The organism is Nocardia wallacei, from assembly GCF_029868745.1.
GTDB lineage: Bacteria > Actinomycetota > Actinomycetes > Mycobacteriales > Mycobacteriaceae > Nocardia > Nocardia wallacei_B.
In genome coordinates this window covers 1-20,323 of record NZ_JARWOP010000292.1, presented here as the reverse complement: position 1 = coordinate 20,323, position 20,323 = coordinate 1, and the positions used below count along the sequence as shown (strand labels likewise).

Here is a 20,323-nt window from a genome sequence, read left to right as displayed (position 1 = left end):
GAACGGGTGTACCGCTGTCATTCCGTCGCGGACTCGCCCGGGAAGTAGGTGCCCAGCCTGGCTTCGGTCGCGAAGCACATGATCCGGGCCGTGCCCGTGTCGCTGGGGTTGTGCCGGGCGTGCGGGCGGCCGGTCTCGAACACGATGAAGTCGCCGGTCTCGAGGTCGTGCACCTCGTGCTCGATGCGATACCGGACCGGACCGCTCACCACGATTTCGTACTGGCGTCCCGAACCCGCGACGCTCAGGGCGTCGGGACCGCAACCGGGCGGCAAGGTCATGAGCACCCCGACGATGCGACTCGAGAAGCTCGGCGCCAGCAGTTCGAGTTCGGGATCCGCCGGTGTCCGGCGCAGGGTGACGCGATCGGCGCCCCGGATGACGGCGGGAGCATCCGAAGGCGATTCGAAGAAGGCGTAGACGCCGACGTCCAGCGCCCGCGCGATCGAACCGAGCGCCGCGAACGTCGGATTGCCGACGCCGTTCTCCAAGCGGCTCAGCAACCCGATGCTGACGTTGCTCGCCTGCGCCAGCTGCGCGAGGGTCATCCGGTTGCGGCGCAGCTCTCGGATGCGGTGCCCGATCCGGTGCACCAGCCGGGCGCGCGCCGCGGCGGTATCCTCGCTCGACATCACTCGGCCTCCGGCCGGAACACCGCCAGGTGCTCCACCGGTTCGGCGTTGGCGGCGGAGAGGCGGTGCGGGAACGAGATGAACAGCGAATCACCCACGTGCAGAAGGTATTCGATGCCGTCCTTGACGATCTCCAGCGCACCGGCCACCACGTAGTACAGCACGTCGCCGTGCACCTGCGAGCGCGCGTCGCGGGCTTCCCCCGGCTGCAACACGGCGAAGGCCACGCCCAGCTCGTGCCCGATCACCGGTGTCAGCAGCTCGATGTCGTGGTCGATCGCGGGCGGCTGATACCGGCGGCGTTCCCCGGCGCGCACCACGAGGGTTCGCCGGGCCGGCGGTTGTTCGACGAGCTCGGTGAGATCCATGCCGAGGGTGTCGGCAATCCGCAGCAGCACCTCCACCGTGGGATTTCCGGTGCCGTTCTCGATCTGACTCAACTGGCCCGCGCTGATGTCGGCGCGCTGGGCCAGGCCCTCGAGGCTGAGCATGCCGCGCCGGACCGACCGGATAACCCTGCCGAGTTCGCGGAGCTGGTCGGCGTCCTGCTCCGCCAGCGGCTTCTTCCGCATGGCCTCTTCACTCCTCGTCGTGCGACCGACGGAGCGTAGCAGTTCATCCGGTCCCTTCATTGATTGGATATGAGTTTCCTTCACTGATTGACAACGATCTTCATCGATGCTGTACTCGGTGCCAGTTCGACGATTGCGAGGTCGCGGTGTCGGTCACTGACGATGGACCGGGTGCCGATCCGCACGGCAGCGTGCGAGTCCTGTTGTCCGAGATCGGTTCCGGTGTAGCGGAACTGGTCGTTCGCGCCGGTGACGATCCGGAGTTGCGGGCGCGGCTGATCCGGCTGCAGCGGCACACCGAGAACGCCACGGCCGCGTTGCAGGCGGCGCGCCGGGCGGACGGCGATCGGCGTGAAGATATCGCGGACGCCCTCACGCCGCGCGAGTACGATGTGCTGCGGCTCGTGGCGACGGGCCATACCAATGGTGAGATCGGCGCCCGGCTCGGGCTGTCGAACAATACCGTCAAGTCTTATTTGCGCGCGGTCATGCAGAAACTGCAGGCGCGGAACCGGGCGCAAGCGGTCGCCAACGCGCGCCGGCACGGTCTGTTGTGAGGCGCCTGCCGGGCGATCCGATATGTGTGCCCGGCAGTAGCGAATAAATGTCTCGTTCGCCGGTGATCGCCCGGTTTCCGGCATGTCGACATTCTCAAGGTTGCGTTATGAATGTTGCGTGAGTAAAAGTGCTATATCGGATCCGATAATTCTGCGATAGGGGCACTCTGTGATCGCGACCGGCAAGGCTGAAGTGAAAGCCCGGGCCCGTGGGGTCGAGAAGGGGTCTGTCGCACTGTCTCTGCTGGTCTGCTCGATTTTGACGGGCGGAATAGCCACGCTCACGCAATCGTGGTTTACATCTGCAATTGCATTTGTGTTGATAATTCTGGGATTGGCGGTGACGTTCCGGATCCTGCGCCCATGGCGTTGACCCGTGCCCGCCGCTCGATACGTCCGCCGGCGATGCCGCGCGGCTATATCCGAGACCGATGTCCAGCTACACCCGGGCACACCGAAAGCGATCACGGAACGATCCGCATCGGCTGCGACTTGCCTTGCAGGTGCCGGGCGAGCCAGCGCTTGAATTGCTCGACGCGGGTGGCGCGCGCGGGCCAGAACTCCTGCACGGCGGCATTGAATTCCGCGCCGAGGATGACCGCGAAGCCGAGGAAGAAGGTGAACAGCAGGAACGCGATCGGAGTGGCCAGCGCGCCGTAACTGATGCCGGTGCGGGTCACCCAGGCCAGATACCGGCGCAGCCCGTCGCTGGCGGCCATGAAGAACACGCCCGCCACCAGTGCGCCCCAGAACAGCCGGTGCCACGGCAGCGACTTGTGCAGGGCGAGCTTGTAGAGCGTGGTCAGCCCGACGATGAGCAGCAGCGCGGTTCCCGGGTAGTAGAAGCTGTCCAGCAACCGCAGCCCCGGCTCGCGCCAGCCCTCGGGCAGCGCCCGGCCGATGAGCGTCGGGCCCAGCGCCACCAGCGGCAGCACGAACACGGACACCACCAGGAACAGCACGTACAGCAGCAGCGCGAAGATGCGCTGCCACACCGGATGCCGGGCGTCCTGCTGATCGTGCGCGGCGACGATCGAATCGACGAAGGTCGCCATCGCCGAGGAACCGGCCCACAGCGACAGCACGAAACCGACCGAGACCACCGCGCCGCGCCCGCGCCCCAGCACATCAGCGACCGTGGGGGCGATGAGGTCGTCGACCACGGTGGGACTGAACAGGTTTCGGCTGAAACTGATGATTTTGCCCTCGACGATCTGCACGGTGTCGGGACCGAACCAGCCGCCCACGTAACCGAGACTGCCGAGCAACCCCAGCAGCAGCGGCGCCAGCGACAGCGTCTGCCAGAACGCCGCGGCCGCCGATTTGGCGAAGATCGAATCGTCCCATGCCTTCGCCGCCACCCGGGCGATGAGCTGCCAGGTCCGGTGCAGCGCGCGCCGGGCACGCCGACCCACGGCCGCGCCCGGACTCGGGGCGGCGCTGTCGTCCGGAGTTGGTTCGTGCGCGTCCATCGTGCCTACAGCATCACCTACGACCGCGCCGATTAGGCGAACGGCCGGGAAACGTGTCGCTCGGCGACCGCCGTTCGGTGGGCAGGCGCGCCGCGCGCGACACGCCCGGCTCACGCCCCGCACCGGGTTTCCGGAGCCGCCGCGGGCAGCGCTGCGGAGCCAGCGGTGGCCACCGAGATCCGGACTGCCGGGGCCGCGCGAACCCGGGACCCGCAGGGCGGTCCGGCGGCATGCGATTGGCTTGCTGTCGGTGCGGGTCGCTACTCTCTGTGGAGTGACTTCGGGTGGTGCTGGTTCGTTACGTGCATGGCAGCGCAGGGCTCTCACCAAATATCTGACGACGAAGCCACGCGACTTCCTCGCGGTCGCGACGCCGGGTGCTGGTAAGACCACGTTCGCGCTGAGACTGGCTTCCGAGCTGCTGGCCGACCGCACCGTCGATCAGGTGACGGTGGTCGCGCCCACCGAGCATCTCAAGCATCAGTGGTCGGCGGCGGCGGCGCGCGCCGGGATCGCGCTGGACTCCAACTTCTCCAACTCCACCGGCGGCACCTCCGGCGACTATCACGGCGTGGTGGTCACCTACGCGCAGGTGGCGTCGCATCCGTTCAAGCACCGCGTCCGCACCGAGAACCGCCGCACCCTGGTGATCCTCGACGAGATCCACCACGCCGGCGACGCGAAGAGCTGGGGCGACGCGGCCGCCGAGGCGTTCGGCGACGCGACGCGGCGGCTGGCGCTCACCGGTACCCCGTTCCGCAGCGACGATTCCCAGATTCCGTTCGTCAACTACGAGTCCGACGAGTCCGGATTCCCGCGCTCGCGCGCCGACTACGCCTACGGCTACTCCGAGGCCCTCGCCGACGGCGTCGTGCGGCCGGTGGTCTTCCTGGCCTACTCCGGCGACGCGCACTGGCGCGACAGCGCGGGGGAGGAGTACTCCGCGCGCCTGGGCGAGCCGCTGAGCGCCGAACAGACCGCGCGCGCCTGGCGCACCGCGCTGGACCCGGCCGGGGACTGGATGTCGAAGGTGCTCGGCGCCGCCGACACCCGGCTGCGCCAGCTGCGCGCCACGGGCATGCCCGACGCGGGCGGCCTGGTGATCGCCACCGATCAGGAACGGGCCCGCGACTACGCCGAACTCCTCGAACACATCTCGGGGGCACGGCCGGCGCTGGTGCTGTCCGACGATCCGACCTCTTCCCAGCGGATCGGCGAGTTCGCGGCGAGCACCGATCCGTGGATGGTCGCGGTGCGCATGGTGTCCGAGGGCGTGGACGTGCCGCGCCTGGCCGTCGGCGTGTATGCCACCAGCGCCTCGACGCCGCTGTATTTCGCCCAGGCGATCGGCCGTTTCGTGCGCGCCCGCCGAGCCGGCGAGACCGCGAGCGTCTTCCTGCCCTCCGTGCCGGTGCTGCTGGACCTGGCCGCGCAGCTGGAGATCCAGCGCGATCACGTCATCGGCAAGCCGCATCGCGAGAAGAACGGCCTCGAGGACGAGTTGCTGATCGAGGCCAACAAGCAGCAGGACGAGCCCGGCGAGGAGGAGCGGAAGTTCGTCGCGCTGGCCGCCGACGCCGAACTGGATCAGGTGATCTACGACGGCGATTCGTTCGGCACCGCCACCTTCGCGGGCAGCGACGAGGAGGCCGACTACCTCGGCATCCCGGGCCTGCTCGACGCCGAGCAGATGCGCGCGCTGCTGCGCGACCGCCAGACCCGCCAGGTCGAGGAGCGCAGCGCGGCGGCGGCCGGCGCGGAATCCGGCCCCAGCATCGCGGCCGCGGCCGAACGCGTCGCCACCGCCGACCGCCTCAGCGAATTGCGCCGCGAACTCAACAGCCTGGTCGCCATGCACCACCACCGCACCGGCAAGCCGCACGGCGTCATCCACGGCGAGCTGCGCCGCGAATGTGGTGGCCCGCCAACGGCTTTGGCCACCGCCGACCAACTCTCCCAGCGCATCGCCGCCCTACGCCGCATGTAGCCCCGGCCAGGCCGCGAGGGCGCGGTCGATCGCTCGATTCAGCTGAGACAGGTCGGCGCCGTCTCGGGCCTGGACCGAGAGACCGAACAGGACGGTGGCGTAGAACGCGGCCAGTTCGGCGGTGTCGGTATCGGCGGGGAGGTCGCCCTCGGTCACCCCGCGGTCGAGCCGGCGGCGGATGTCTTCCCCTGTGGCCCTGCGCTTTTCGGTGAGAAAGTCGCGGATGGCGGTGTTGCGGGTGGTGTAGGTGGAGCCGGCCAGCACGACCATGCAGCCGCGCGGTGTGGTGCCGTCGACATACGCGCGGGCATTGTCGCGCAGCATGGCCTCGACGGCGGCGCGCGCCGTGGGCTCCGCGCGCAACGCGCGTGCCGTGTACCCGCCCTCGGAGGTCCCGTAGAGCCCCACGGACTCCCGGAACAACTGCTCCTTGCTGCCGAACGCCGCGTACAGGCTGGGCGAGTTGATGCCCATGGCGGAGGTGAGGTCGCTCATCGACGCGCCCTCGTATCCGTGCTCCCAGAACACCTCCATGGCGCGCCGCAATGCCTGCGCCCGATCGAAGGCGCGGGGACGACCCCGTTCGGCCACGGCCGCTCCTTTCTGTGTCAATCGTTAAATATACCCCTTGACGCCCTCGCCCATCGTCTGCTTGAGTCATTTATGTATTGATCGACACAAAATTAGGAGCGGAGATGAACGACCTGACCGGGACCGTGGCACTCGTGACCGGAGGCAGCCGGGGCATCGGCGCCGCGATCGCGCGGCGGCTGGCCGAGGCGGGCGCCGACGTGGCGCTGACCTACCGCGCCGGTGCGGAGAACGCGGCGAAGGTGGCGGCCGAGATCGAGGCGCTGGGCCGCCGCGCGCTGGTCGTGCGGGCCGACAGCGCCGACGTGGGCGAGACCGTCGCGGCCGTCCACCGCACCGCCGAGTCGCTGGGACGGCTCGACATCCTGGTCAACAACGCCGGTATCTTCCCGGCCAAGCCGTTCGAGGAATTCACCCTCGACGAGATCGATGAGGCGTTGCACATCCACGCCCGGGCCGCGTTCGTCGCCGCGCAGGCCGCGGTCGGGCACATGACCGAGGGCGGCCGGATCATCAGCATCGGTTCCAATCTGTCCGAGCGGGCGCTGTTCGGCGGCTTGGCGCTGTACAACCTGAGCAAGTCCGCGCTCAACGGCTTCACCAAAGCCCTTGCGCGGGAACTAGGTCCGCGCGGCATCACGGTGAACCTGGTGCAGCCCGGCGCCACCGACACCGATATGAATCCGGCGGGCGGTGATCATGCCGGTCAGCAGTTGCAGTTCAATCCGCTGGGCCGGTTCGCCGGTCCCGAGGATGTGGCCGCCATGGTGGCCTTCCTCGCGAGCCCGGCGGGACGCGCGGTCAACGGCGCCGTCGTGACCGTCGACAGCGGCACCAACGCCTGATCAGCGGGCGAAGTACCGCCCCGGCGACACCCCGACCGCGCGATGGAACGCGGCGACGTAGGCGCTGGCCGAGCCGTAGCCGACGCGCTCGGCGATGCGGGCCAGCGGCAGTCCGCCGGCCAGCAGGGGCAGCGAGGCGGCCAGCCGCGCCTGAGTTCGCCACTGCCCGAAGGTGATTCCGGTCTCCGCGAGGAACAGTCGGGCCAGTGTTCGCGCGCTGGCGGTGGCGTCCGGTGCGAACTGGGCGAGCGTGCGATCGTCGGCCGGGTCGCGCAGCAGGGCGTCGGCGACGGCGCGGGCGCGCGGGTCGGTCGGCAGCGGCGCGCCGACCGGGACCACCTCGACCGGTTCGAGCAGGTCGAACACCACCGCCTCCGCGCGCCGCCGTCGGTCCGCCGCGAGCGGATCGGCGCTGTGCAGGAATATCTCTGGGGCGCGGGTGTTTTCGAGGCCGCCGCCGGTGAGGTAGTCGAACAGTTCGTGCAGCAGGCGGTCGACGCGCAGCAGGGTGGGGGCGGTGAAGCGCACCGGGCAGCGGTCCGGCTCGACGAAGATCCCGCGCATGGCGGCGCCGTCGGGGGTTCCGGTGCGGTGCGGCAGTCCGCCGGGAATCCACAGTGCCCGGGTCGGCGGGAGCACCCACTGGCCGCCGCCGGCCTCGACGGCCAGCACTCCCCGTGAGGCCCAGACGATTTGGTGCTGTGGGTGCCGATGCCGATCGAACCAGAGGCCCGCCGGGAGCACGCGCCCGCCGAACACCATCGCGGTCGGCCCGGCGGGCGCCGCGACATCGAGCAGGTGTCCGTTCTGCGACACAATCTGGCAGCGTAGCGTCTCGCGGCCAGCGGCGGGGGCTCCTACCGTCACGGGCATGGGTATGAATCTGGTACACCGCCTGCTCTGCCGCTCCGCCGCCTGGGAACGCGCCAGCGCCACCCGCATCGTGCCGTGGGCGGTGTCGGGTCTCGACCTGGGGGACTCCGCGCTCGAGGTCGGGCCGGGTTACGGCGCGAACGTCGAGGCCTTGCGGCAGCGGGCGCCGGCGCTCACCGGACTCGAGATCGATCCCGTGCTCGCCGCCCGGTTGCGCGATCGCAAGGCCGGTCGCCTGACCGTGCTCGACGGTGACGGCGCCGCGATGCCGCTGCCGGATCACGAGTTCAGCTCGGTCGTGTGCTTCACCATGCTGCATCACGTCCCGTCCCCGCCGCGGCAGGACGACCTGTTCGGCGAGGCCTTCCGCGTCCTGCGCCCGGGCGGCGTCTTCGCCGGCAGCGACGGACTGGACAGCGTCGCCTTCCGCCTGCTCCACCTGGGCGACACCTGCGTCCCCGTACCCCCGGACACCCTGCCAGACCGCCTCGCCCGCATCGGCTTCATCGACATCGAGATCGATCAGGACACGAGAAGTTTCCGCTTCCGCGCCCGCCGCCCGGCCTGATCGACTGGCGCGCGTGCTCTCACCCTGTGTTCATCGCCGAGGCCGGTGCCTCGGTGCTGCCGAAAAATGTTGCGGGGTCGATGGTTTCGAGAGGCGTCCACCGGGGCGGTGCGGTGTCCGAATCGCCGGGCGCGGCGGTGTCCCGGTAGCCTTGCAGATCCAATGCGAGCCAGGGGTTCTCGTCGACCCGCCGGGCCAAGGCGTAGCAGGTGGCGAGCAGGTGCAGGCAGCGAGATTTGCGGGCCGAACAGGAACAATCGGAGTTCAGCAGGCGCGGGGCGACGGAAATGCCTGCGGCGCGCAGGGTCTCGTGCACGTCGTCGGACAGCTCGGCCGTGCCCGGCGGGAGATGTGCCGTGATGGCGGCGATCCGCGCGGCGGGCAGCGGCGCCAGTTCCACGTGGGTCACCGACGCCTGGGCGCCGCGATGGATGGCGGCGCGCACCGTCCGGCCCCCGATCTCCAACTCGACACCGTCGTCGTTGCGGGCGATCCGGCGGGCGCGGGGGAGCAGCGGCTCGGGCCGCGTCACGGACAGCGGCTCGGCCAGACGCACCCAGTCCCGGCCCCACGCGGTATATCCGAAGTCGTTGTCGGGCAAATCAATTCCCTCGCTTCCGGCGCAGGATCTCCAGCAGGTGCTCGTCGTCGAGCCGGGCCAGCGCCGCCACCCCCGACTCGGCGCCGGTGACGCCGGCATCGGTGAGGTCGGCCAGCGCGGACTTGCGGCCGTGCATCCCGGCGATGTGTTCCTCGACGGTGGTCCCGGTGGTGAGCGTGGTGACGGTGACCGTCCGGGTCTGGCCGATCCGGTGCACGCGGTCCGAGGCCTGCGCCTCCACCGCCGGATTCCACCAGCGGTCGTAGTGCACGACGTCGGCGGCGCGGGTCAGGGTCAGCCCCGTTCCGGCCGCACGCAGGCTGAGCACCAGCACTGGCGGCCCGTCCGGTGATTGGAACCGCCGCACGATCTCGGCGCGCCGGGCGGCGTCGAGCCCGCCGTGGAAGAACGGCGCGGTGACACCGAACCGCTCGGCGCAATGGCGCACCAGTAGTTCCCCGGTGCGCCGGTATTGGGTGAAAACCAAAGTGGGAGAGCCGGTCTCGAGGTTGTTGGCGAGCAGGTCGGCGCAGACGTCGAACTTGCCGGAGCGCCCGGCCAGTTCGTCCAGCTCGCCGGTCACCAGGCCCGGATGGTTGCACACCTGTTTCAGGGCGGTCAGCGCCGCCAGCACCCGGGTCTGGCGCTGCGTGCCGCTGCCGAATCCCTCGGCCGCCGCCTGATCGAGCAGCCGGTCGTACAGTCGCTGCTGCTCGTCGGTGAGGTCGCAGACCACATCGCAGTGGATCTTCGGCGGCAGCGCGGCCGCCACCTGAACCTTCTTGCGGGCCAGCACGATCGGCTCCAGGGTGTCCCGCAGCCGGGTCGCGGCCCGCTGCGAACCCTCGTGGATCGGCCGCACGAACCGCCGCCGGAACTGCGTCTTGTGCGTGAACGCCTGCGGCGCCACCAGATTGAGCAGTGCCCACAGTTCGTCCAGGTGGTTCTCCACCGGCGTGCCGGTCAGCGCGATCCGGGCGCCGCCGGTGAGCGCCCGCGCCGCGCGCGCCACCTGGGTGCGGGGATTCTTCAGCACCTGCGCCTCGTCGAACACCACTGTCGCCCAGTGTTGTTCGGCCAGCGCCCGGCCGTGCCCGCGCAGCGTGGGGTAACCGGTCACGACGATGGATCCGCCGGGCACGGCGCCCAGTTCCCCGCCGCGCCACACGACCGGCCGCAGCCCCGGCGCGAACCGCTCGATCTCCAGTGCCCAGTTGCCCACCAGCGAGGTCGGGCACACCACCAGCTGCGGTCCGTCGTCGGCCCGGCCGAGCAGATAGCCGATCGCCTGCACGGTCTTGCCCAGCCCCATCTCGTCGGCGAGCACCGCGCCGCCGTGCGTCGCGGTGGTCTCCCGCAGCCACGCGATGCCGCCGGCCTGGTAGGGGCGCAGGTCGGCCCGCAACGTCGTGCGCAGCTCGGCGAGCACGGCCTGGCTGCCGGCGCAGGCCCGCACGGCTCGATCGGCCGACACGACGGCGGTCCGCGCGGCATTGGGCACGGCGTGCGCGACCGGCGGCAGTTCGGCCGTCGCGCCGCGCAGTACGGTGCGCCAGGCGGTGACCGAGGCGCCCGGGTCGGACAGCGGCACTGTCGCGAACCGGCCGGGTTCGGCCAGCTCGCAGTCGACCGAGGCGACGGTCATGCCCGAGCCGTCGGGCGCGGGCACGGCGAGCGAGACGGGTTCGGTGTCCGCGCCGGACGCGGGTAGCGGTGCGGAACCATTCCAGGTCCACAGCGCGAACATGTGCCGGTCCGGCAGGTAGGTGGCGTGCGTGGTGGGCAGAGCGACTCTCCTGATCTACGTACTATGTACGAGGTATTCTAACTTCGTACAGGGTACCGATATTCCGCGAGGAGCGCCGTGACCGACGATTCGGCCGTCGAGCAGGCAAGACAGCTGCTGAACCTGCTGTGGCGGGAGTCGCTGCCGCCCCGCCCCGGAGCACGCGGCCCCAAGCCGGGTGTCAGCGTCGACGAGGTGGTGCGCGCCGGGGTGGAGATCGCCGACCGCGAGGGCTACGACAAGGTGTCCATCCGCGCGGTCGCCGCCGTGCTGGGACTCGGTCCGATGAGCCTGTACACCTACGTGCCCAGCAAGGAGGCACTGATCATCCTGATGGTCGACGCGGTCGCCGCCGAGGACCCGCCGATCGATCCGGCCCTGCCCGTGCGGGACCGCATGGCCGCGATCGCGAACGTCGTGCGCGCCGAGCTGATCGCCCATCCCTGGCTGCTCGAGGTTCCGCCGTGGCGTCTGGTGCTGGGTCCGGGCCGCCTGCGGCGATACGAACGCCAGCTGGCCGCCCTGGCGGATACGGGCCTGACGGATGTGGAGCTGGATCGAGTGATCGCGGTGCTGTCGGAATTCGCCACCGGCAATGCCCGCATGGCGGTCGCGGCGCGGCACAGCGCCCGCGAGATGAGCGACGCGCGATGGTGGGAAGTGCACGGCCCCTTGCTCGCCCAGGTGATGCCCGCCACGGAATTTCCCCTCTCCGCGCGCGTCGGGACGACGGTCGGGGAGCAGTACCAGGCGCCGGGCGACCCGGACGGCGCGTTCGAGTACGGGTTGGACCGGCTGCTCACCGGCATCGAGGCCACACTCCCGCGTTGAGGTCCGCGCACACGAAACGGGCGGCCACCCGGCCGCCCGTTATGGGTTTCTGTTGACGGATTCAGTTGTCGATCGGACTGAAGGAGCTGATTACAGCGCCGGTGCCGACTCTGTGTCGATCACGGCTTCGAGCTCACGGAGACGGTCCATGTGCTCATTGGCGTGATGCTGGCAGAAGAGCAACTCGCCACCACCGGGAAGGATCGCACGCACGCGCGCGGCCGCCCCGCAGCGGTCGCAACGATCGACCGCGGTCAGTGGGGTGCTAGTCAGTGTTCCTGGCATGACTCCTCCGTCCTGGATCCCGGCGCAGAAGACCGTTCACCTGGTGTGGGGCCCGCGGTCCCTTCCGCGAGCTCGCTACCGCTACTTCCCAGCAGGGGCTATGACTACTCTGTCAGACGTTCGGGACGGGGGCTTTGTTCCCGGAGATGTTCCTTTGTGTTTTCCCTAACACGACCAGGCATTTCGCTGAAAGCGAACAGCCGGGTAGTACCGGGCGAAGCGTAGGTACCCACTTCCGTGAACAGGCCGATCCAGTTGTCTATCCGGAGACTACCCCGGCGCACCGACAATCACACTCCACTGATGGCAAACTTCGAGGCCACCGGGGGTTTTCGACGGCGTGCCGGGCCCGTGATCACCGGCTATGGTCGAGCGATGGACGCCGACGACTCTCGAAATGCCAAGGCGGGCACCCTTCTTCACCTGTGCACCCGCGCCGAATGGGAGGCCGACCGGGCGGTGGGGGAGCGGCGCCCGCCGTCGCTGGCGGACGCGGGGTTCGTGCATCTGTCCACGCCGGAGCAGGTACACCTGCCCGCCAACCGCCTGTTCGCCGGCCGGGACGACGTGGTGTTGCTGTGGCTGGATCCGGGACGCCTGGACGCGCCCGTGCGCTGGGAGCCCGGCGTGCCCTCCGATCCGGCCTCGATGCGTTTTCCGCATCTGTACGGACCGTTGCCGATGGCGGCGGTCACGGCCGTCACCGATTACCGGCCGGGGTCCGACGGCCGCTTCGGCGCGCCGCCGCGGGCACCCGCCTGACCCTGCGGCGGGGGTTGCCCATTTAGGCTGGAAACGTGAACGTCGACGTGACTGCCCTGCCCGGCATCGGGGTACGCAAGGACTTCGAGGTGCGATCGGGCCGCCGGGTCGGCGTCGTCGCGCACCGGGACGGTGGTCTGGACCTGATCATCTCCAAGCAGGACGATCCGGACGCCTGCGCCGCGCAGGTCCCGCTCACCACCGACGAGGCCGCGGCCCTGGCCAACCTGCTCGGCGCGCCGCAACTGGTGGAGAAGCTCAACGCCGATCACCGCGACATGCCGGGCATCGTGACCCGGCAGTTGCCGATCGGGGAGCGGTCGCCCTACCAGGGCCGCATGCTGGGTGAGACGCGGCTGCGCACCCGCACCAAGGCCTCGATCGTCGCGGCGATGCGGGCCGGGCAGGTGCATCCGTCACCGGGGCCGGACTTCGTGCTCGCGGCCGGTGACCTGCTGGTCGTTGTCGGCACACCCGACGGTCTGGACGCGGCCCTGGCGATCTTGACCGACGGGTGACCCGGTGGGCTCCACCGCGCTCGCGCTGATCCAGCTCGGTTCGATCCTGTTCGTTCTCGGAGTGCTCGGGCGCGTGGCCGGAGGCTTCGGAATGTCCCCGATCCCGCTGTATCTGCTGGGCGGCTTGGCCTTCGGCGACGGTGGGGTCATCCGGCTGGAATCGGCGGCCGAATTCGGCCATGTCGCCGGCGAGATCGGCGTGGTGCTGCTGCTGTTGCTGCTCGGCCTGGAATACACCGCGGCCGAACTGGTGACCGGGCTGCGCCGCTCCTGGGCGGCGGGCCTGTTCGACATCGTCGCCAACGCGACACCGGGAGTGGTGGTGGCGCTGCTGCTCGGCTGGGGCGTGGTCGGCGCGGTGACGATGGGCGGCGTCACCTACATCTCCTCGTCCGGGATCGCGGCCAAGGTGCTCAACGATCTGGGGCGGCTGGGTAACCGGGAGACGCCGGTGGTGCTGTCGATCCTGGTGTTCGAGGATCTGACGATGGCGGTGTACCTGCCGCTGCTCACCACGTTGCTGGCCGGGGTGGGTTATCTGGCGGGGCTGCGGTCGCTGGCGATCGCGCTGCTGGCCATCGCCTGCGTGCTGGTGGTGGCGTTGCGCTACGGGCGGTTCGTGTCGGCCATCGTGGATTCCGCCGACAAAGAAGTGTTCCTGCTCAAGCTGTTCGGCGCCGCGCTGCTGGTGGCCGGGCTGGCGTCGGCGCTGAACGTGTCGGCGGCGGTCGGCGCGTTCCTGCTCGGCATCGCCATCTCCGGGTCGACCGCGCAGAACGCGGCGAAGCTGCTGGAACCGCTGCGCGATCTGTTCGCCGCGATCTTCTTCGTGGCGTTCGGGCTCAACACCGACCCCCGGGCCATTCCGCCGGTGCTTGGCTGGGCGGTGCTGCTGGCCGTGGTGTCCGTGCTGACGAAGGTGGCGACCGGCTGGCTGGCGTCCGCGGGACAGGGAATCCGGCGGATGGGCCGGGCGCGGGCCGGGGCCGCGCTCGTCGCGCGGGGCGAATTCTCCATCGTCATCGCGGGTCTGGCGGTGACGGTGGGCGCGGTGGACGGTGAGCTGGCCGCGCTGGCGTCGGCTTACGTGTTCCTGATGGCCGTGCTGGGTCCGATCGCCGCGCGGATCGTCGAGCCCGTGGTGGGGCTGGCGCAGCGGTCGTTTCGCCGCGCGCCCGCGGACGGTTGAGCCGGCCGGGCCGCCGCGCCGTCGTGCCCGGCCGGACGATCAGGCCGAATTCGCCTCGCCGCGTGTGGTTTCGGGCGTGGCATGGCGTCGTCTGGTCCGCCGTTCCAGTCGGCGCGCGACCGTGAGCGCTACCGCCCCGACCAGTAATCCGATCAGCACCGCGGTCAGATGGCCGTAATCGGTGAAAGTGCGCCCGCGCCAGGCGAGTAGCCCGAACCAGGCCACCAGCCCGCCCGCCCACACCAGCCGCGCCACGCCGGACAAGTGGTACGCCAGCGCCGCCAGGACGGCCGAGAAGCCATAGGACGCACCGACATCCGAGACGACCGCCACCTTCAGCGGAATCAGCCGGTGATCGACGGCGTAGGCGATGCCCGTGACCGTGATCAGCGTCGCGCCGACGTGCCCCGCGGCGAAGACCAGCACCCAGCGCACGGTGCCCAGCCAGCGTTCGGCCCACGCCATCACGGTCAGGAACCCGAGCACGATCGTCCACGGGAAGCCGCCCTCGGTCCAGAACGCCGAGGCGACCAGCACCTGCACCGGGTCATCGCGCATGTTGTGCAGATTGGTCGACACCGACAGGATCAGGCGGTGCCCGGCGATATCGCTGATGCCCCGCATCGTCCACCAGGTCACGAACAGCGTGAAGGCGTACGCGCAGGCGGCCGGGGCGCCACCGAGATGGTCATGTACCGCCCGCGCCGCGCGGTACACCCGGAGGCGGCCGTGCCACCACTCCCGCACCACCCGCACGCCGTGCCCGAGGTCGACGGTCCGGGTCCACGGTGAGTGATAGTGGCGCAGGACGGAGGCGGGCACGTCAGCAAGTGTGACCTGTCCCGAGCCCCCTCGCGCGGCGGCGCGCCCCGACCCCGGCGGCACCGCACGCCGGGGCCTGCGTGGCACGCCGACGTTCGGGCCGGGTTGGTGTCGGGTCATACCCCGGCAACAAACGCCAACCGAACGGCAACATCGCCGGACCAGAATCGGCGCGGAGGACGCCGACCGAGTGCCGCAGGAGGACCGCGTGACGATATACCGCCAAAGCTTGGGCGGCACCACCTACGCGTTCGACGGGCTGGTGGAATTGCTCGCCAAGGCGACACCGCGCCGCAGCGGGGACGAACTGGCCGGATGCGCGGCACAGTCCGACGCCGAACGGGCCGCCGCGCAGTGGGCGCTGGCCGAGGTGCCGCTGCGCGAGTTCCTGACCGAGCCGGTGGTGCCCTACGAAACCGACGAGGTCACCCGATTGATCATCGACACCCACGATCGGGCCGCGTTCGCGCCGGTGGCACATCTGAGCGTCGGCGGGCTGCGCGATTGGCTGCTGTCGGCGGCGGCGCGAGGCGACTCGACCGCACTGACGGCGGTGTCCCCAGGCCTGACTCCCGAAATGGTGGCCGCAGTAAGCAAACTCATGCGCAACCAAGATCTGATCGCGGTGGCCCGCGCGGTGCGGGTGCGCTCCGGATTCCGGACCACCATCGGACATCCCGGGACCCTCGCCACCCGGTTGCAGCCCAACCATCCCACCGACGACCCGCGCGGGATCGCCGCGGCCGTCCTGGACGGGCTGCTGCTCGGCTGCGGCGATGCCGTCATCGGCGTGAACCCGGCGACCGATTCCCCCAGGGCCACAGCGGATCTGCTGCGCCTGCTGGACGACGTGCGCCTGCGCTACGACATTCCGGCCCAGTCCTGCGTGCTCGCGCATGTCACGACCACGCTCGACCTGATCGCGTCCGGTGCGCCGGTCGATCTGGTGTTCCAGTCGATCGGCGGCACCGAGGGCGCCAATTCCGGCTTCGGCGTGGACATCTCGCTGCTGCGCGAGGCCGACGAGGCGGGGCGGTCGCTGCGGCGGGGCACCGTCGGCGACAACGTGATGTACTTCGAGACCGGCCAGGGCTCGGCGCTGAGCGCGGGCGCGCATCTGGGCACCGGCGGCAAGCCGGTCGACCAGCAGACCTTGGAGGTCCGGGCGTACGGCGTCGCGCGCGCGTTGGATCCGCTGCTGGTGAATACGGTGGTGGGTTTCATCGGGCCCGAGTACCTCTACGACGGCAAGCAGATCATCCGCGCGGGACTCGAGGACCACTGCTGCGGCAAGCTGCTGGGCCTGCCGATGGGCGTCGACGTGTGCTACACCAACCACGCCGAGGCCGACTCCGACGATATGGACACGTTGCTGACCCTGCTGGGGGCCGCGGGCGCGGCCTTCGTCATCGCGGTACCCGGCGCCGACGACGTCATGCTCGGTTACCAGAGCCTGAGCTTCCACGACGCGCTGTACGCCCGCGCGGTACTCGGTCTCGACCCCGCGCCGGAATTCGCGGCCTGGCTCGACCGGCTCGGCCTGCGGGACGCCCACGGCCGCATTCGCGAGGTGCCGCCACTGTCCTCGCCCCTGCGCGCGCTGGCGGAGTCGTGATAAACGCGAACCGAGACGATCCGATGACCGGCGGTGCCGCGGATGTGTCCCCGCCGGTCGGCTCGGTGGCGATGAACCAGGCTGCGGCGCAAGACTTCTGGGACGAGCTTCGCAAGGTCACTCAGGCGCGAATCGGACTGGGTCGGGCGGGCGACGCGCTACCGACGTGGCGGGTGCTGGAGCTCGCGGCGGCGCACGCCGAGGCCCGCGACGCGGTGCACACCCCGCTCGACGTGACGTCCCTGACGGCAGCCGTGACCGAACTCGGACTCGGCCGCCCGATACACGTGCGCAGCCGCGCCGCCGACCGATCGGAGTACCTGCGGCGGCCGGACCTGGGCAGGCTACCGGAAACCGACCTCGCGCAAGAGCTTTCGCCGGACGGTTGTGATATCGCGGTGATCCTGGCGGACGGACTGTCGCCCCGCGCCGTGCACGAGCACGGACCGGCCGTGCTCGCCGCGTTGAAAGACGAACTGGCACAGCGATATCGGCTGGCGCCGCCGGTCATCGCCACCCAGGCCCGGGTCGCGCTGGGCGATCACATCGGACAAGCTCTGCGGGCGGATACCGTCCTGGTGCTCATCGGCGAGCGGCCGGGACTGTCGGTGGCCGACAGTCTCGGCGTCTACCTCACCCACCGGCCGCGGCCCGGATGTGCCGACTCCCAACGTAATTGCGTCTCGAACATCCATCCGCCGGAGGGGCTGGGCTATGCGGCGGCCGCGCAGGTGGTCGCCGGTCTGGTGGCCGGGGCGCGGCGGCTGGGCCGCTCCGGGGTGGAACTCAAGGACACCTCCGGCCGCGCCGAGGTGGCTGCGACGGCGGGTCGGATCATCGACACGTGATGGGCTTCACCATCGGCGCCTGTCGAAGTCGTCCGGCGGCCCGTCGAGGGTCTGCGTGCGGCTCGGCCAGTACCGGCTGGCGTGCTGGCCGCGGATGCGGGTGAGATCCGGTTCGTCGACATCGGTGATGCCCACCTGCAGCAACAGCAGCAGCGTGACCATGCTGACCCCGACGATCAGCGGCGTCAGCAGTTGATGCGCCTGTGCGCCGCCCGGAGCGTGCAGATGCCCGGTCATCTGCGCCTGCATCGCGAACATGCCGGTGTAATGCATGCCGCACACCGCCAGCCCCATGATCAGCGCCGCGCCGACGGTGGCGGCGAGCCCACGCACGTGCAACGCGAACCACAGTGCCGCCGTCGCCGCGACCACCGCGATGATCAGCGACAACAGCACGATCCAGGGGTCGAAGTGCACCGCGACGTCGGTCTTCATGGCGTACATCCCGGCGTAGTGCATGGCGCCGACGCCGAGCCCGGTGACGGTACCGCCGGTCAGCAGCGCGTAACCGCCGCCCCGCCGCCGGAGGACGATGGACAGGCCCACCCACACCACGCCCATCGCGATCGCTGCGCTCACCAGGGTGATCGGGATGTTGTAGCGAATCGTCGCATTGCGCACCGAAAAGCCCAGCATCGCAATGAAATGCATGACCCAGATCCCGGTCCCGCCGAGCGCGATGGCCGCCGTGACGATCCAGCCGTCGGGTCGGCTGCTACCGCGGGCGCGGACCATGCAGCGCAGCGCCAGCAACGAGCCGGTGACGGACATCAGATAGGCCAGTGCGGGCGTCAGCCACCCGTACGTGAAGTGATTGACTTCCAGCATGCGGACTCCTTGCCAGAACGCTTCCCGCCGACTGCATTACGGCGGCACGCCGGAACAGTAGCGGCGTACTCGCTGGTAGTAAATTTGCAGCAGAACTATTAGGGAAATTAGCTGAGTTTGCTGGGCCGGATGCGCGCAGGTAGCGGGCGTGTCGAAACTCGAGTCCACCGCATGATCTGGTGTTCACCCCCCTTGACGCACGCGAGGCGACGGGCAAACCGACCGCACCGTTCATGAGTCCCTACATCGGGGACATCGGCCGCAGATCCAGCCGATGCATCATTCGATCGACCAGGTCGGGCGGGATGCCGGGTTCGCGGCGGGCGGCCAGCGCCTCGGTGCGGCCCGCCTCGAGCACCTCGTTGCTGATGGCCCGCATCTTGCCGGTGAAACGCAGGCTCCGATCGACCGACTTGCTGTCGTCGGCGGCCTCGGCCGCCTCCGGATCCGCGCGGACCAGACGCCGTTCGAACCCCTCACGCATGCGCTGATAGATCTCGTCGGGCAGATCCTCGCTGTCGGCGATCTCCTCGAGCCGGGCCAGTTCGGCGCGCAGGATGCGAATCCACAAGCGGCGCTCCAGCATTCGCTCCTGCTCGGTGTCGGCCTGCACGTGGGTGCCGCGCACCACGGCGGGCAGCGTCGGCCCCTGCACCAGCAGCGTGAACAGGACCACGGTGAACGCGATGAACAGCACCTCGGCCCGTCCCGGGAAGTCCGCGCCCGCGTCGGTCGTCAGGGGCAGCGCCACCGCCAGCGCGACGGTGACCACGCCGCGCATCCCCGCCCACCACGTCACGACCGACTCCCGCCAGGTGTGCGGCTCGTCGGTGTCGCGCCGACCCCACCAGCGCTGGAACACCTCGGTGGTGACCAGCAGCCAGACCAGGCGCAGCAGCACCACCACGGCGACCACCGCGGCCGCGCCGCCCAGCAGCCGCTGCCAGTCCGGTCCCGTCGCGGCCAGGATGGTGGTGAGCTCGAGACCGATCAGGCCGAAGGCCACGCCGGTCACCAGCAGGTCGATCACATCCCAGAACGAATCGCCGACGATGCGGTACGCGCTGTCGCTGAAATCCGCGGCCGCGTCGGTGAGGTACAGCGCGCACACCAGCACGGCCAGCACCGCCGACCCGTGCCACGCCTCCGCCAGCCCGTACGCGGCGAACGGCAGCAGCAGGCCGAGCGCCACCTGCCAGGCGGCCTCGCTCAATGTGCGCATCAGGCGACTTCCTGCCCAGCCCAGAGCGAGCCCGACCGCGATCGCCACCACCGCCGACACCAGGAAATCGAGCGCGGTGTGCCAGGCCGAGAATCGCCCGGTGACCACCGCCTGCACCGCCACGTTGTAGAGCACCACCGCCGTGACATCGTTGAACAGGCCCTCGCCCTCCAGCACCGCGACCAATCGGCGCGGCAGCCCCAGCCGATCGGCGACCGCGCTGGCCGCCACCGGATCCGGCGGCGCCACCACCGCACCCAGCGCCACCGCGGTAGCCAGCGGCACGCCCGGATACCAGGCGTGGAACACCGCCGCCACCGCCGCGGCCGTGGCGATCACCAGCCCGACCGCGCGCAGCAGGATCGGCCCGGCATTGGCCGCGAACTGCTGCCACGAGGTCCGCCGCGCGGAGGCGTACAGCAGCGGCGGCAACACCAGCGGGAGGATCAGTTCGGGGTTGATATCGAGGTTGGGCACGGCCGGAATCACCGCGAGTGCGAGGCCGAACACCGTCATCAGGACGGCCGGTGCGAGTCCGATTCGGCGGCCCAATGGTTGCGCGAGGATGGTCGCGAACGCCAGCACGAATATCAGCACCAACTGGGTCATGTGTTTTTGGCCTCCGCTTCGCTCCGGCGGCCGGGGGCCTCGTGACCCCGGGCCTTCCCTCCTCCGCTTCGCTCCCCCGCTCCGTCAGTCCAGGCCCGGGGCGGCCCCCGGTGGGGGAGTGCACCTTTGGATGAGGGCAGCACGCGTTGTTCGGACGAGGGAAGTGTGGTTGCTGTTTTCGTGCTTGCGGGGCAACCGCCTTGGCAGTATTGCCGGTGAATGCGAAACGCCGCCGGAGTTGCGGCGGGGGTTTGGGGTTATGGTGGTTTGTGTAGTACAGGTTTTACCGCAGGGCCGGGGGGCGGGGGGG

21 protein-coding genes are annotated in these 20,323 nt (G+C 70.0%); 10 read left to right on the top strand and 11 right to left on the bottom strand.

Features of this window, described 5'->3' with window-relative positions; translation table 11 throughout:
* Positions 1-17: 17 nt before the first annotated feature.
* Together QH470_RS26535 and QH470_RS26530 are read right to left on the bottom strand one after the other, a co-directional pair.
* A complete protein-coding gene (locus QH470_RS26535; protein ID WP_280275077.1) occupies positions 18-632 on the bottom strand; it encodes a helix-turn-helix domain-containing protein in 615 nt (204 codons plus the stop codon).
* The gene (locus tag QH470_RS26530) at positions 632-1,204 is read right to left on the bottom strand and encodes a helix-turn-helix domain-containing protein (RefSeq protein ID WP_280275076.1); all 573 of its coding nucleotides are present in this window, start codon (positions 1,202-1,204) and stop codon (positions 632-634) included. Before QH470_RS26530 ends, QH470_RS26535 begins: the two co-directional genes overlap by 1 nt.
* Positions 1,205-1,263: 59 nt before the next feature.
* Here QH470_RS26530 and QH470_RS26525 point away from each other — a divergent pair, with 59 nt between their 5' ends.
* Entirely contained in the window at positions 1,264-1,761 is a 498-nt protein-coding gene (locus QH470_RS26525) for a response regulator transcription factor (RefSeq protein ID WP_280275075.1), read from the top strand.
* Between the two features lie 464 nt (positions 1,762-2,225).
* Here QH470_RS26525 and QH470_RS26520 read toward each other — a convergent pair whose 3' ends face one another.
* A complete protein-coding gene (locus tag QH470_RS26520; RefSeq protein WP_280275074.1) occupies positions 2,226-3,233 on the bottom strand; it encodes a YihY/virulence factor BrkB family protein in 1,008 nt (335 codons plus the stop codon).
* A 274-nt stretch (positions 3,234-3,507) separates the two neighbouring features.
* Between QH470_RS26520 and QH470_RS26515 the strand changes: the two genes are divergently transcribed.
* On the top strand, positions 3,508-5,220 hold the full coding sequence (locus tag QH470_RS26515; protein ID WP_280275073.1) for a DEAD/DEAH box helicase: 1,713 nt from the start codon (positions 3,508-3,510) through the stop codon (positions 5,218-5,220).
* Here the strand turns inward: QH470_RS26515 and QH470_RS26510 are convergent.
* Entirely contained in the window at positions 5,206-5,811 is a 606-nt protein-coding gene (locus QH470_RS26510) for a TetR/AcrR family transcriptional regulator (RefSeq protein ID WP_280275072.1), read from the bottom strand. The genes QH470_RS26515 and QH470_RS26510 overlap by 15 nt on opposite strands.
* 104 nt (positions 5,812-5,915) lie before the next feature.
* Here QH470_RS26510 and QH470_RS26505 point away from each other — a divergent pair, with 104 nt between their 5' ends.
* Positions 5,916-6,656: an SDR family NAD(P)-dependent oxidoreductase gene (locus tag QH470_RS26505; RefSeq protein ID WP_280275071.1), complete on the top strand. Its 741-nt coding sequence runs from the start codon at positions 5,916-5,918 to the stop codon at positions 6,654-6,656.
* On the opposite strand, the gene QH470_RS26500 is transcribed toward QH470_RS26505, so the two are convergent.
* Positions 6,657-7,472, bottom strand: coding sequence for an AraC family transcriptional regulator (locus QH470_RS26500; RefSeq protein WP_280275070.1), 816 nt, complete (start codon positions 7,470-7,472; stop codon positions 6,657-6,659).
* Between the two features lie 55 nt (positions 7,473-7,527).
* On the opposite strand from QH470_RS26500, the gene QH470_RS26495 reads away from it, so the two are divergent.
* A complete protein-coding gene (locus tag QH470_RS26495; protein WP_280275069.1) occupies positions 7,528-8,097 on the top strand; it encodes a class I SAM-dependent methyltransferase in 570 nt (189 codons plus the stop codon).
* A gap of 19 nt (positions 8,098-8,116) precedes the next feature.
* Here the strand turns inward: QH470_RS26495 and QH470_RS26490 are convergent, their stop codons facing one another.
* Both QH470_RS26490 and QH470_RS26485 read right to left on the bottom strand, forming a co-directional pair.
* On the bottom strand, positions 8,117-8,698 hold the full coding sequence (locus QH470_RS26490) for an SWIM zinc finger family protein (protein ID WP_280275068.1): 582 nt from the start codon (positions 8,696-8,698) through the stop codon (positions 8,117-8,119).
* Position 8,699: 1 nt separating this feature from the next.
* A complete protein-coding gene (locus tag QH470_RS26485) occupies positions 8,700-10,445 on the bottom strand; it encodes a DEAD/DEAH box helicase (protein ID WP_280275067.1) in 1,746 nt (581 codons plus the stop codon).
* 117 nt (positions 10,446-10,562) lie between these two features.
* Here QH470_RS26485 and QH470_RS26480 point away from each other — a divergent pair, with 117 nt between their 5' ends.
* Positions 10,563-11,315: a TetR/AcrR family transcriptional regulator gene (locus tag QH470_RS26480; RefSeq protein ID WP_280275066.1), complete on the top strand. Its 753-nt coding sequence runs from the start codon at positions 10,563-10,565 to the stop codon at positions 11,313-11,315.
* A gap of 90 nt (positions 11,316-11,405) precedes the next feature.
* Here QH470_RS26480 and QH470_RS26475 read toward each other — a convergent pair whose 3' ends face one another.
* A complete protein-coding gene (locus tag QH470_RS26475) occupies positions 11,406-11,600 on the bottom strand; it encodes a DUF7455 domain-containing protein (protein WP_024805954.1) in 195 nt (64 codons plus the stop codon).
* Between the two features lie 375 nt (positions 11,601-11,975).
* Here QH470_RS26475 and QH470_RS26470 point away from each other — a divergent pair, with 375 nt between their 5' ends.
* Genes QH470_RS26470 through QH470_RS26460 form a run of 3 tightly spaced genes read left to right on the top strand, consistent with a single transcriptional unit; the run spans position 11,976 to position 14,069 of the window.
* A complete protein-coding gene (locus tag QH470_RS26470; protein ID WP_280275065.1) occupies positions 11,976-12,362 on the top strand; it encodes a DUF952 domain-containing protein in 387 nt (128 codons plus the stop codon).
* A 35-nt stretch (positions 12,363-12,397) separates the two neighbouring features.
* The gene (locus QH470_RS26465; RefSeq protein ID WP_280275064.1) at positions 12,398-12,880 is read left to right on the top strand and encodes a cation:proton antiporter regulatory subunit; all 483 of its coding nucleotides are present in this window, start codon (positions 12,398-12,400) and stop codon (positions 12,878-12,880) included.
* A gap of 4 nt (positions 12,881-12,884) precedes the next feature.
* A complete protein-coding gene (locus QH470_RS26460) occupies positions 12,885-14,069 on the top strand; it encodes a cation:proton antiporter (RefSeq protein WP_280275063.1) in 1,185 nt (394 codons plus the stop codon).
* Positions 14,070-14,108: 39 nt separating this feature from the next.
* On the opposite strand, the gene QH470_RS26455 is transcribed toward QH470_RS26460, so the two are convergent.
* Complete coding sequence (locus QH470_RS26455; RefSeq protein ID WP_280275062.1) at positions 14,109-14,891, bottom strand: rhomboid-like protein; 783 nt, start codon at positions 14,889-14,891, stop codon at positions 14,109-14,111.
* A 208-nt stretch (positions 14,892-15,099) separates the two neighbouring features.
* Between QH470_RS26455 and QH470_RS26450 the strand changes: the two genes are divergently transcribed.
* Together QH470_RS26450 and eutC are read left to right on the top strand one after the other, a co-directional pair.
* Positions 15,100-16,506 carry an ethanolamine ammonia-lyase subunit EutB gene (locus QH470_RS26450; RefSeq protein WP_280275061.1) on the top strand — a complete coding sequence of 469 codons (1,407 nt, stop codon included), beginning with the start codon at positions 15,100-15,102 and terminating at the stop codon, positions 16,504-16,506.
* A 71-nt stretch (positions 16,507-16,577) separates the two neighbouring features.
* Complete coding sequence (gene eutC / locus QH470_RS26445) at positions 16,578-17,354, top strand: ethanolamine ammonia-lyase subunit EutC (RefSeq protein WP_280275106.1); 777 nt, start codon at positions 16,578-16,580, stop codon at positions 17,352-17,354.
* A gap of 6 nt (positions 17,355-17,360) precedes the next feature.
* Here eutC and QH470_RS26440 read toward each other — a convergent pair whose 3' ends face one another.
* On the bottom strand, positions 17,361-18,182 hold the full coding sequence (locus QH470_RS26440; RefSeq protein ID WP_280275060.1) for an MHYT domain-containing protein: 822 nt from the start codon (positions 18,180-18,182) through the stop codon (positions 17,361-17,363).
* Between the two features lie 241 nt (positions 18,183-18,423).
* Complete coding sequence (locus QH470_RS26435; protein ID WP_280275059.1) at positions 18,424-20,013, bottom strand: Na+/H+ antiporter; 1,590 nt, start codon at positions 20,011-20,013, stop codon at positions 18,424-18,426.
* Positions 20,014-20,323: the final 310 nt, after the last annotated feature.

What these genes read in the sequence shown, in the direction of transcription:
- QH470_RS26535 (WP_280275077.1), bottom strand. Translation starts at nt 632, where the DNA reads ATGTCGAGCGAGGATACCGCCGCGGCGCGCGCCCGGCTGGTGCACCGG.
- QH470_RS26530 (WP_280275076.1), bottom strand. Translation starts at nt 1,204, where the DNA reads ATGCGGAAGAAGCCGCTGGCGGAGCAGGACGCCGACCAGCTCCGCGAA.
- QH470_RS26520 (WP_280275074.1), bottom strand. Translation starts at nt 3,233, where the DNA reads ATGGACGCGCACGAACCAACTCCGGACGACAGCGCCGCCCCGAGTCCG.
- QH470_RS26505 (WP_280275071.1), top strand. Translation starts at nt 5,916, where the DNA reads ATGAACGACCTGACCGGGACCGTGGCACTCGTGACCGGAGGCAGCCGG.
- QH470_RS26495 (WP_280275069.1), top strand. Translation starts at nt 7,528, where the DNA reads ATGGGTATGAATCTGGTACACCGCCTGCTCTGCCGCTCCGCCGCCTGG.
- QH470_RS26485 (WP_280275067.1), bottom strand. Translation starts at nt 10,445, where the DNA reads ATGTTCGCGCTGTGGACCTGGAATGGTTCCGCACCGCTACCCGCGTCC.
- QH470_RS26475 (WP_024805954.1), bottom strand. Translation starts at nt 11,600, where the DNA reads ATGCCAGGAACACTGACTAGCACCCCACTGACCGCGGTCGATCGTTGC.
- QH470_RS26470 (WP_280275065.1), top strand. Translation starts at nt 11,976, where the DNA reads ATGGACGCCGACGACTCTCGAAATGCCAAGGCGGGCACCCTTCTTCAC.
- eutC (WP_280275106.1), top strand. Translation starts at nt 16,578, where the DNA reads ATGAACCAGGCTGCGGCGCAAGACTTCTGGGACGAGCTTCGCAAGGTC.
- QH470_RS26440 (WP_280275060.1), bottom strand. Translation starts at nt 18,182, where the DNA reads ATGCTGGAAGTCAATCACTTCACGTACGGGTGGCTGACGCCCGCACTG.
- QH470_RS26435 (WP_280275059.1), bottom strand. Translation starts at nt 20,013, where the DNA reads ATGACCCAGTTGGTGCTGATATTCGTGCTGGCGTTCGCGACCATCCTC.